Annotated in this window: 6 protein-coding genes; 4 read left to right on the top strand and 2 right to left on the bottom strand. The window is 38.5% G+C overall.

The window, feature by feature from the left end:
- The first annotated feature begins 334 nt into the window (after positions 1-334).
- The 3 genes from rpoB to RTX21_RS02590 all read left to right on the top strand — a co-directional run bounded on the left by rpoB (position 335) and on the right by RTX21_RS02590 (position 8,900).
- Positions 335-4,162 (top strand): DNA-directed RNA polymerase subunit beta, encoded by a 3,828-nt coding sequence (gene rpoB, locus RTX21_RS02600; protein ID WP_312765159.1) that lies wholly within the window; start codon positions 335-337, stop codon positions 4,160-4,162.
- 81 nt (positions 4,163-4,243) lie between these two features.
- A complete protein-coding gene (rpoC, locus tag RTX21_RS02595; RefSeq protein WP_312765158.1) occupies positions 4,244-8,509 on the top strand; it encodes a DNA-directed RNA polymerase subunit beta' in 4,266 nt (1,421 codons plus the stop codon).
- An 85-nt stretch (positions 8,510-8,594) separates the two neighbouring features.
- Positions 8,595-8,900: a DUF3467 domain-containing protein gene (locus tag RTX21_RS02590; protein ID WP_027384121.1), complete on the top strand. Its 306-nt coding sequence runs from the start codon at positions 8,595-8,597 to the stop codon at positions 8,898-8,900.
- Positions 8,901-9,342: 442 nt separating this feature from the next.
- On the opposite strand, the gene RTX21_RS02585 is transcribed toward RTX21_RS02590, so the two are convergent.
- Positions 9,343-10,407: an NAD(P)-dependent alcohol dehydrogenase gene (locus tag RTX21_RS02585; protein WP_312765157.1), complete on the bottom strand. Its 1,065-nt coding sequence runs from the start codon at positions 10,405-10,407 to the stop codon at positions 9,343-9,345.
- 53 nt (positions 10,408-10,460) lie between these two features.
- Here RTX21_RS02585 and RTX21_RS02580 point away from each other — a divergent pair, with 53 nt between their 5' ends.
- Positions 10,461-10,892, top strand: a complete 432-nt coding sequence (locus tag RTX21_RS02580; protein ID WP_312765156.1) for a VanZ family protein — start codon at positions 10,461-10,463, stop codon at positions 10,890-10,892.
- Here the strand turns inward: RTX21_RS02580 and RTX21_RS02575 are convergent.
- Positions 10,879-12,549, bottom strand: coding sequence for an OmpA family protein (locus tag RTX21_RS02575; protein WP_312765155.1), 1,671 nt, complete (start codon positions 12,547-12,549; stop codon positions 10,879-10,881). The two genes, RTX21_RS02580 and RTX21_RS02575, sit on opposite strands and share 14 nt — an antisense overlap.
- Between the last annotated feature and the right edge of the window lie 25 nt (positions 12,550-12,574).

Genomic DNA, 12,574 nt, shown 5'->3' with positions numbered 1-12,574 from the left:
TTTGAAAAATATGTTATAAATTTGCAACTCTTTTGGCGCTAATAAATTTATATACACTAAAAAAATAATATATACTCTTTCATTTTCATGAAGGGGATTTTCTGTTTATAAATAGCTAATGTCTGAAAGAAATAAAAATATTTTGCACTACGCCGTGAAAAGATATACCGGTGTTGCAGTTAGAAATTAGATTGTAGAATCAAGACCCAAAGAATCAAGGTTTATTCTGATAGCGCCAAAAATCAAAAAATCTTTATTCCTAATTCTTTTTTCTTTTGTCTGTTCTGATATTTTTTAAATCAAAATATTTTTTAACCCTTTTTCTTATAATTTTATGAGTAAAACACAGGCCGCTCCTAAAGTTCAAGGTACAGAGAGAATCAACTTTTCATCAGCGAAAGGTAGAATCGAAACACCTGACTTTTTGGACATCCAAATCCAGTCTTTCAAGGAGTTTTTCCAGTTAGACACGCTTCCTGAGCAACGTTTGAATGAGTCACTTTACAAAACGTTCCAGGAAAATTTTCCAATTACAGATTCTAGAAACCAATTCGTTTTGGAATTTCTGGATTATCTGGTAGATTCTCCACGTTATTCCATCGATGAGTGCGTAGAGAGAGGTTTAACGTACAACGTACCTCTAAAAGCTAGACTTAAATTGTATTGTACAGATCCGGAGCACGAAGATTTCCAGACTGTTGTACAAGACGTATATTTAGGTCCGGTTCCTTATATGACTCCGTCTGGTTCATTCATCATCAATGGGGCAGAGCGTGTTATTGTAACTCAGTTACACAGATCTCCAGGTGTATTCTTCGGACAGACCTACCACGCGAACGGAACTAAACTTTACTATTCAAGAATTATCCCTTTCAAAGGGTCTTGGATGGAGTTTACTACGGATATCAATAACGTAATGTATGCGTATATCGACCGTAAGAAAAAATTACCTTTAACTACATTGTTAAGAGCTATCGGTTATGAGTCTGATAAAGAAATTCTTCAGATCTTTGACCTTGCAGAAGAAGTGAAAGTTTCCAAAGCTGCCCTTAAAAAAGTAGAAGGAAGAACTTTGGCTGCGAGAGTTTTGAACACTTGGTTCGAGGATTTCGTAGACGAAGATACAGGTGAAGTAGTTTCTATCGAAAGAAACGAGATCATCTTGGATAGAGAAACAATCTTAGAAAAAGAACACCTTGATGTTATCTTGGATTCTGGAGTTAAGTCGATCTTGATTCACAAAGAAAATTCTAATGAGTTCTCTATCATCCAAAATACTTTACAAAAAGATCCAACCAACTCAGAAAAAGAAGCGGTGGAATATATCTATCGTCAGCTAAGAAATGCTGATGCTCCGGATGAGGAAACTGCAAGAGGAATTATTGAGAAATTATTCTTCTCGGAGCAGAGATATTCATTAGGTGAAGTTGGTCGTTACAGATTGAACAAAAAATTAGGCCTTAATATTTCCGAAGAAAATCAGGTTCTTACAAAAGAGGATATTATCTCTATCGTAAAACACCTAATCGAATTAGTTAACTCTAAGGCTGAGGTTGATGACATCGATCACTTATCAAATAGAAGGATCAAGACTGTTGGAGAGCAATTGTCAGGACAGTTTGGTGTAGGTCTTTCTAGAATTGCCAGAACGATCAAAGAAAGAATGAACGTTAGAGATAACGAGATCTTTACACCGGTTGACTTGGTTAACGCTAAGACTTTGACATCTGTGATTAACTCATTCTTCGGAACCAACCAGCTTTCTCAGTTCATGGACCAGACCAATCCATTGTCGGAGATCACTCACAAGAGAAGATTATCTGCACTAGGACCTGGTGGTCTATCAAGAGAAAGAGCAGGTTTCGAGGTTCGTGACGTTCACCATACTCATTATGGAAGAATTTGTCCGATCGAAACTCCGGAAGGACCAAACATTGGTTTGATCTCTTCTTTGGGTATGTATGCAAAGATCAATACTTTAGGATTCATCGAGACTCCTTATAGAAAAGTAACAGATGGAAAAGTTGATCTTAATGCAGCTCCTGTTTATCTAAATGCTGAGGACGAAGAAAATCAGGTTATTGCTCAGGCAAACGTTGCTTTGAGTGATGAAGGTCAATTCGAAACAGATAGAATTATTGCCCGTTTGGATGGTGATTATCCTGTAGTTGAGCCTCAACAAGTGGATCTTATCGACGTTGCACCTAACCAGATCTCTGGTATTTCTGCTTCATTGATCCCATTCTTGGAACATGATGATGCGAACCGTGCATTGATGGGATCTAACATGATGCGTCAGGCAGTTCCATTATTGAAACCTCAAGCACCAGTTGTAGGGACAGGTTTGGAGAAACAAGTAGCTAGAGACTCTAGGATTTTGATCAATGCAGAAGGAACTGGAGTTGTAGAATATGTGGACGCTGAGAAAATAGTTATTAAGTACGAAAGAAGCGAGGAGGATGACCTAGTTAACTTCGATTCTGCTACTAAAACTTATAAACTGACTAAGTTCAGAAAAACCAACCAAAGTACGACTATTACACTTAGACCAAACGTAAGAGTTGGTGATACAGTGGAAAAAGGTCAGGTTCTTTGCGACGGTTATGCAACTGAAAATGGAGAATTGGCTCTTGGTAGAAATTTGGTGGTTGCGTTCATGCCTTGGAAAGGTTATAACTTCGAGGATGCGATCGTGATCAATGAGAAAGTTGTTCGTGAGGACTGGTTTACTTCGATCCACGTTGACGAATATTCTCTTGAAGTTCGTGATACCAAATTAGGGATGGAAGAATTAACAGCTGATATTCCTAACGTTTCTGAAGAAGCTACCAAAGATCTTGATGAGAACGGTATGATCCGTATCGGAGCAGAAGTTAAGCCTGGTGATATCCTTATCGGTAAGATCACACCTAAAGGTGAGTCTGATCCAACTCCGGAAGAGAAATTGCTTAGAGCGATCTTCGGGGACAAAGCTGGTGATGTAAAAGATGCTTCATTGAAAGCGGATTCTTCTCTTAGAGGCGTTGTTATCAACAAAAAATTGTTCTCTAGAAATATCAAGGACAAAAAGAAAAGAAGCGAAGAGAAGATCAAACTTGAGGAAATCGAAAATACTTACAAAGCTAAATTCGATGACTTGAGAAACACTTTGATTGACAAATTGAATACTTTGGTTTCTGGTAAAACTTCTCAAGGTGTGAAAAATGACCTGGAAGAAGAAGTAATCGGTAAGGGAACTAAATTCACTTTGAAGTTGCTTCAATCTGTTGAAGATTATGTGAACATCAGCGGTGCAGATTGGACCGTTGATGCAGACAAAAACGAATGGATCAAACAATTGATCCACAATTATAAGATCAAATACAACGATCTTTCGGGAGTTAAAAACCGTGAGAAATTTGCATTGTCTATCGGAGACGAGCTTCCTGCAGGTATTATCAAATTAGCTAAAGTTTACATCGCTAAGAAACGTAAACTGAACGTAGGGGATAAAATGGCAGGTCGTCACGGTAACAAAGGTATCGTTTCAAGAATCGTTCGTGAAGAAGATATGCCATTCCTAGAAGATGGAACGCCAGTAGATATCGTATTGAATCCACTTGGGGTGCCTTCCCGTATGAACATTGGTCAGATCTACGAAACTGTTCTTGGATGGGCTGGTACAAAACTAGGATTAAAGTTTGCAACACCGATCTTTGATGGTGCAAGTCTTGAGCAGATCACAGAATATACTGATCAGGCAGGTCTTCCGAAATTTGGTAGCACACACTTATATGACGGTGGAACTGGTGAGAGATTTACGCAGCCTGCAACTGTTGGTGTGATCTACATGTTGAAATTGGGGCACATGGTAGATGATAAGATGCACGCACGTTCTATTGGACCATACTCATTGATCACGCAACAGCCGTTAGGAGGTAAAGCGCAATTCGGAGGTCAGAGATTTGGAGAGATGGAGGTTTGGGCTCTTGAAGCATTTGGAGCATCTAACATCCTTAGAGAAATCTTGACTGTGAAGTCAGATGACGTGATTGGTAGAGCAAAAACTTATGAAGCAATTGCGAAAGGTGAAGCAATGCCAGAACCTGGTATTCCGGAATCTTTCAACGTATTACTTCACGAGTTACAGGGTCTTGGACTTGATGTAAGACTTGAAGAGTAATTTTAAATTTTAAATTATTTTGAATGTCACAATTCAAAGCATTAATCTAAAATCTAAACTCTAAAATTTAAATTCTAACAAATGTCAAATAAAAATAAAACTAGTCGATTTAATAAAATCACTATTGGTTTAGCTTCACCAGAATCTATTCTTCAGGAATCGAGAGGAGAAGTTCTTAAACCGGAAACGATCAACTATCGTACGCACAAGCCAGAAAGAGACGGTTTGTTCTGCGAGAAGATCTTTGGTCCTGTAAAAGACTACGAGTGCGCTTGTGGAAAATACAAAAGAATCCGTTACAAAGGGATTGTTTGTGATAGATGTGGTGTAGAAGTTACAGAGAAAAAAGTACGTAGAGAGAGAATCGGACACATTGGTCTGGTTGTTCCTGTTGCGCACATCTGGTATTTCCGTTCTTTACCAAACAAAATTGGTTATCTATTAGGTATTCCTTCCAAGAAATTGGATATGATCATCTATTACGAGAGATATGTCGTTATTCAGCAAGGTATCGCTAAGAAAGCAGATGGCTCAGATTTCGATGATAAGGAATTCCTTACAGAAGAAGAATATCTGGATGTTCTGGAAACGCTTCCTGTTGAGAACCAATATCTTGATGACTCTGACCCGAACAAATTCGTAGCGAAAATGGGAGCAGAAGCTGTTGAAGAATTGTTGAAGAGAATCGACCTTGATTCTCTATCATTCGATCTTAGACACAAAGCTCACAACGAATCTTCTAAACAAAGAAGAACGGAAGCGCTTAAGAGATTAAATGTTGTAGAAGCGCTTAGAGCTGCTAATACAAGAATGATCAACAAGCCGGAATGGATGATCATGCGTGTTCTTCCTATCATACCACCAGAACTAAGACCATTGGTTCCATTGGATGGAGGACGTTTTGCAACTTCCGACCTTAATGATCTTTACAGAAGAGTTATTATCAGAAACAACCGTCTGAAGAGACTATTGGAGATCAAAGCTCCGGAAGTGATCTTGAGAAATGAGAAGCGTATGCTTCAGGAATCTGTAGATTCATTATTCGATAATACAAGAAAATCTTCTGCGGTTAAGTCGGAATCAAACAGACCATTGAAATCCCTTTCTGATTCATTGAAAGGTAAGCAAGGTCGTTTCCGTCAGAACTTATTAGGGAAAAGGGTAGATTACTCAGCCCGTTCAGTTATTGTTGTAGGTCCTAGCTTACAATTGCACGAGTGTGGTCTTCCGAAAGATATGGCTGCGGAGCTTTACAAACCGTTTATCATTAGAAAGCTAATTGAGAGAGGAATTGTAAAAACTGTAAAATCAGCTAAAAGGATCATCGATAGAAAAGAGCCTGTAGTTTATGATATCCTGGAAGGTGTGATGAAAGGTCATCCTGTTCTTTTGAACAGAGCGCCTACTTTGCACAGGCTGGGTATCCAGGCATTCCAGCCTAAGATGATCGAAGGTAAGGCAATCCAGCTTCACCCATTGGTAACAACGGCTTTCAACGCCGATTTCGATGGTGACCAGATGGCGGTACACTTGCCATTAGGTCCAGAAGCTATTTTGGAAGCTCAGTTATTGATGCTAGGTTCTCAGAATATCCTTAACCCTGCAAATGGTTCTCCAATCACGGTACCATCTCAGGACATGGTTTTGGGTCTGTATTTCATGACCAAACAGCTGGATTCTACAGAGACAATGAAAGTAAAAGGCGAAGGTCTGGCTTTCTACTCTCCGGAAGAAGTGGAGATCGCTTATGCAGAAGGACAAGTTTCCCTTAATGCAAAAGTAAGATGTCGTCTTCCTGTAAAAGAAAATGGAGGAATCGTAACCAAATTGTTGAATACAACGGTTGGTAGAATTTTGTTCAACCAGATTGTACCAAAAGAATCAGGTTATATCGATGAGTTATTGACTAAGAAATCTCTTAGAAACGTAATTGGTCAGATCTTAGAAGATACAGATTTCCCTACGACTGTTAAGTTCTTGGATGACATGAAGAATCTTGGATATGCTAACGCATTCAAAGGAGGTCTTTCATTCTCATTAGGAGATATTGTGATTCCGGTTGAGAAAAAAGCAATGATTGCACAATCTATCGAAACGGTTGATGAGATCAAAGCTAACTATAACATGGGTCTTATTACAGATACGGAGCGTTATAACCAGGTAATTGACGTTTGGACCAATACCAATGCCGGATTGACAGAAATGATCATGAGCAGAATGAAAACTGACCAAGGTGGTTTCAACTCTGTGTATATGATGCTTGATTCTGGAGCGAGGGGTTCTAAGGAACAGATCCGTCAGTTATCAGGGATGAGAGGTTTGATGGCAAAACCACAAAAAGCAGGTTCTGTTGGAGCAGAGATCATCGAAAACCCGATTCTTGCGAACTTTAAAGAAGGTCTTTCCATCTTAGAATACTTTATCTCTACCCACGGTGCTCGTAAAGGTCTTGCGGATACCGCCCTTAAAACGGCCGATGCTGGTTACTTGACCAGAAGATTGGTAGATGTTGCACAGGATGTTATCATTACACAAGATGACTGTGGAACATTGAGAGGTACAGAAGTTACTGCACTTAAGAAAAATGACGAGATTGTAGAAAGAATCTCTGACAGAATTCTTGGTAGAGTTTCTCTTCATGATATCTACCATCCGGAAACAGATGAGTTATTGGCCAATGCTGATGAACTGATCGTAGAAGCTGTTGCCAAGAAGATCGAGGAAGCTGGAATCGAGGCTGTAGAAGTTCGTTCTCCACTAACTTGTGAATCCAAAAAAGGTATCTGTGCAAAATGCTACGGACGTAACCTTGCCACAGGTAAAGGAATCCATATGGGAGAGGCTGTAGGTGTAATTGCAGCACAATCTATTGGTGAGCCGGGAACTCAGTTGACACTGAGAACTTTCCACCAAGGGGGTACTGCGGGTAACATTTCAGAAAATCCAAGTATCGTTGCAAAACGTGATGGTATTGTTGAGATGGATGAGGTTAGAACTATTAAATCTGAAGGTGAAGACGGAAAGGAAACAGATATCGTTGTTTCTCGTTCAACAGAATTTAGATTAGTGGCAGATAACGAAGCTAGAACGCCAATTATGATCGCCAACGTTCCTTATGGTTCCGAGTTATTTGTAAAACCAGGAGACAAGGTTAAAAAAGGAGACCTGATTGCGAAATGGGATGCGTATAACGCGGTTATCATTGCAGAAACTTCTGGTAAGGTAGAGTATGAGGATATTATCCAAGGTATTTCTTTCGTATTGGAGATTGATGAGCAGACAGGTTTCGAAGAGAAAGTTATCTCAGAATCTAGAAATAAAAAAGCGGTACCAACATTAAAGGTTGTAGATGCAAAAGGCGTAGAGCAAAAAGCATATAACTTACCTGTTGGAGCCCACTTGATGGTGAACGATGGTGAAAAGATCAAGGCTGGTAAAGTCCTTATCAAAATCCCGAGAAAATCTGCAAAAGCAGGGGATATTACCGGAGGTCTTCCAAGAGTTACCGAATTGTTCGAAGCTAGAAATCCATCTAACCCAGCTGTAGTTACAGAGATCGATGGTGTAGTTTCTTACGGTAAGATCAAGAGAGGTAACCGTGAATTGATCGTGGAAGCTAAAACTGGAGAGATTAAGAAATATTTGGTTAAATTATCTAACCAGATTCTTGTTCAGGAAAATGACTTCGTTTATGCTGGGGGTCCACTTTCTGATGGTTCTATCACGCCGGATGATATCTTAAGAATCAAAGGTCCAACTGCGGTTCAGGAATATCTGGTAAATGAGATCCAGGAGGTTTACCGTCTTCAAGGGGTGAAGATCGATGACAAACACTTCGAGATTATTGTTCGTCAGATGATGACAAAAGTATCGATTGTGGATGGAGGAGATACTCAGTTCCTAGAGGGAGCTTTGGAACACAAATTCGATTTCTTGGAAGAAAACAACAGAGTTTTTGGACTGAAGGTTGTTACAGAGCCGGGAGATTCTAAAGTATTCCAGGCTGGACAAATGATCACTGCAAGAGAGCTTAGAGATGAGAACTCGAAACTTAAGAGAGAAGATCAAGCCCTGGTACAAGTGAGAGAAGCGCTTCCTGCAACTGCAACTCCTGTATTACAAGGTATCACAAGAGCAGCGTTACAGACCAAGTCATTCATGTCTGCAGCGTCGTTCCAGGAAACAACCAAAGTTCTTAATGAAGCAGCTGTTTCCGGAAAAATCGATTTCTTGAGCGGTCTGAAGGAAAATGTGATCGTAGGACACAGAATCCCAGCAGGTACAGGTCTTAAAGACTATCAGAATGTAATCGTGGGTTCTAGAAAAGAATTCGAAGATATTAACTAAAAAAGATATTATAGATTATGGATTTAAATTAGAAATGATTTATATTCGTAATCTATAATTTTAACAAAATAATTTAAAACAAAAAATGGACAATAATCAAAACCAAGATCCAAACAACATCAACATCGAACTTAATGAAGTTGTAGCAGCAGGAGTTTATGTGAACCTAGCTTTAGTAAATCACTCTCCATCAGAATTCGTATTGGATTTTATCCAATTGATGCCAGGTGTACAACAAGCAAAAGTAAGATCTAGAGTTATCGTAGCACCTCTTCATGCGAAGAGAGTTTTAGCTGCACTTCAGCAAAATGTTGCTAACTATGAGCAGCAGTTTGGTGAGATCAAAGAAGTTGAGCCTTTCGTATTAGGAGGTAACAACGTTCAGGCTTAAGATATTTCTCTTAACATACACAGATCCCGATTCATCAGAAGAGTCGGGATTTTTTTATTTTAGGATCAAATGTCTTCTTGATGCTGTATTCTTTCATTAACAAAACAATAATATAGTTTTTGGTAATTAGAAGAAAACTAATAACGATAAATCAAATTTATTAAAAACTGAGAAAGAGGATACTACTTTGTGCCCTCTTTTTTTGCGAGACTTTGCTATAATTTTACCTTTTTGAAAGCTAAAAAAGACCTTCTGCAAGCCCGATGAATGGGGTGTTCGCAAGGGTGCCTCAAAACGTTCGTGTCTTTTTTGATATAACACACGTAGGTTTTTTGAAAAACACCTTGGTCTTATCTCAAATTATTCTGATGAAGCTTCAAAATAAAATAGAGAACATCTAATGGTGTTCTCTATTTTTCATTGTTTTTTATTTGAATTAAAATTAATTCTTCAAACTTTTCATATCAATAACGAATCTGTATTTCACATCACTTTTCAGCATTCTTTCGTAAGCATCATTGATGTCCTGGATGTTGATAATTTCGATGTCGGAAACAATGTTCTTCTCACCACAGAAATCCAGCATTTCCTGAGTTTCTTTGATTCCACCAATCAATGAGCCCGCAACCGAACGTCTTTTGTAGATCATTGGTCGTGTGCTCACCGCATCATTCTCGAATTCTCCAATGAAGCCAACTAAAACCAAAGTTCCGTTCACACTCAGGGTATTCATATAAGGATTGATGTCGTGCTCATAAGGAACCGTATCGATGATCAGATCAAACTTGTTGAAAACCGATTTCATCGATTCCTCATCTGTAGAAATAATCACATGGTCTGCGCCTAGAGCTTTCGCATCCTCAGTTTTTCCCGGCGTTCTGGAGAACAAGGACACTTCAGCACCTAAACCTTTTGCTAGCTTAATTGCCATGTGACCTAATCCGCCAAGACCAACTACAGCAACTTTCGATTTCTCCGTCACATTCCAATGCTTCAAAGGCGACCAGGTCGTGATTCCTGCGCAAAGAAGTGGTGCAGCAGCGGCCATATCCAGATTTTCAGGAAGACTCAAAACAAAATGCTCGTCAACTACAACAGATTCTGCATAACCACCGAATGTTCTCGTGTTTTCAATATATTTATCTTTCCCGTTATAAGTTCCTGTGAATCCTTTTTCGCAGAACTGTTCCAGGTCTTGCTCGCAACTGTGGCAAATTCTGCAAGAATCTACCATACAACCCACGGCAACCAAGTCTCCGACTTTGAATTTGGTAACATCAGAACCAACCTGAAGAACTTTTCCTACAATTTCGTGACCAGGAACAACAGGATAAACTGAACCGCCCCAATCATTCCTTGCCGTATGGAGGTCTGAGTGGCAAACGCCACAGTAATAGATGTCGATCTCGATGTCTTTTGGTTGTACTTCTCTTCTTTCTATGGTGAAGAGTTCCAAATCATTCTCTGGAGCGTCTGTTCCGTAGGCTTTTACTTTGTATGTGTGCATTATTTTAAATATTTTTACTTAAATTTTTATTAATTATCTATTCTTTCTATTTGATGAAGAAACTGCTTTACCGAATTTATCCTGCACTTATCAATGTCTATACCGTTTTTATGTTGTATTTGCTGTTTTTTGCAACATTCCGTGATGATCTGGCAGATTTTTTAACAATTGAATATGTTCCGTTTAAAACAATTATCAGATATTTAACTACTGTATTGCCCTATCGCCCTTTCGAATTCACATTTAATATGATTGGGAATATCGTTATGTTTGTTCCTTATGGCTTTCTAGGGATCCTCTATCCCAAACTCAATAGATTGGGATGGCTCCTGTTGACATTCTTTGTTGTGATCAATATCATCGAGTTTTCTCAGTTTTATTTTAAGCGAGGTTTTGCGGACGTCGATGATGTTATTCTTAATACTTTAGGTGTTTCTATTGGATTTTTGGTTTACAAGAAATGGTTTTTTATCAAGGACAAATAACTTTCATCTCTGTTCTTCTATTGGTCTGGTGTTCTTGCTCGGTACAATCTACACCATTGCTACATTTATTCAACAGTTGAGTTTCTCCATAACCAATTGGTTTCAGCCTGGATTTATCAATACCCTTTGAAACCAGATAATCAACGGCAGCATTTGCACGGTTCTGGGAAAGTGTCTTGTTATAATCATCGGTAGCTCGGGAATCTGTATGAGAAGCCAATTCAACTTTTACGTTTGGATTGTCTTTCATGAACTGAACCATTTTGTTGAGTTCTGCTTTCGCATCTTCCCGAATAAAATATTTGTCCAGGTCGTAATGGATATTTTTCAGATTGATTGGCTTTCCACAAGTTGTTTCCTCCATACAAACTTGTAGATTGAGGAAAAAAGTATTAGTCCTATCAACATTTTTAGAAGTTACCGATTCCGTTTGTGAAAAGTAACTTCCTTTTTTACCATAGATGCTATAAGTTGAATTCTTGTCTGCCTTGAAATAGAATTTTCCATTGATGTCTGTTTTTACTTCATGATAGACTTCGGTTTCATTATTTTTGATAACAACAGTTACATCTCTCAAAGGATTTTTTGAGTTACAGATGTTCACCTGACCTTTCACAAAGAAGGTTTCTGCATCTGTTGATATTTCTTTTTTGAGCATAGAGTTTTTTATGAACTCTGTTTTATTGGTTTTGGCTGAGGTCAGGTCTATATTATAAAGACTTCCTTTGATATCGTAATTGTCAGGCTTGATGTTCTTGAAGAAAGCCACACCTTGAGAATTGGTTTTGGCAAAATGGGTTCTTTTCCCATTTTTAAAAAGCTCCACAAAAGTATCAGGCAAGATCAATCCTGTTTCTTTGTCTTTTGCTATGACAGATAAGCCGTAATTAGGAGTTGCTTCTTTGGTCGGGATTCTAAATGTCAGTCCTGCAAAAACACCAGCTGAATGTATTTTATGATCAAGACTGCTATTTCTAATATCTGGATTGTTTGGATTGATATTATTTTGATTTCCGGACTCTGTAAAAGGGATATGCCCAGAAGCAGTTCCATTTTTAACAAGGTCTTTGGCCTTGAAATGTTGAATATAATAACCGCCGATATTCAGCCCCACATATTCTGAGAAAAACCAGTTCAGTTCAACTTGCCCTTTTCCTGTCAGGATGTTTTTCTCGTCATATCCATTATGGTAATTAAGATTATAAGGTGCCGAAGTCAAAATTGTTTCTCCACCATTGATATTGGAAATTCCACCTTTTAATTTGAATGCTAAACTTATATCGTCATTAACCACATAACGGAAGTTTGGACCAATCCCAAAAAACAATCTATTGATTTTACTCTCGGTCAAATTGATATTAGAAAGCGGAGCAGTATTATTGTATAGATTATCTGTCGGATACGTATTTCTAGAAGTATTCTTGAGATGATCCAAATCAATTCCCAGACCTATCCAATTGAAGTAGAAATCAACAGAAGCTCCCAGATTCAGATTATATTTATAATCAATGAATTTGGTTTGGTTATCGTAAGATGGGAAATCCAATCCTCCTCGCAAAGATACAGTCAGTTGATTGTCATCATAAAGAGAACTCCTGAATTGTGAATTAAAGATCTGAAAGAAAATCACAAAAAGTAAAGTGACCAGTTTTCTCATAATTTAATTTTCTAGGTTATGGCAA

The organism is Epilithonimonas sp. (assembly GCF_032054305.1).
GTDB lineage: Bacteria > Bacteroidota > Bacteroidia > Flavobacteriales > Weeksellaceae > Epilithonimonas.
Note: the sequence above shows the minus strand (reverse complement) of the source record. Positions and strands in the feature narration are given on the sequence as shown.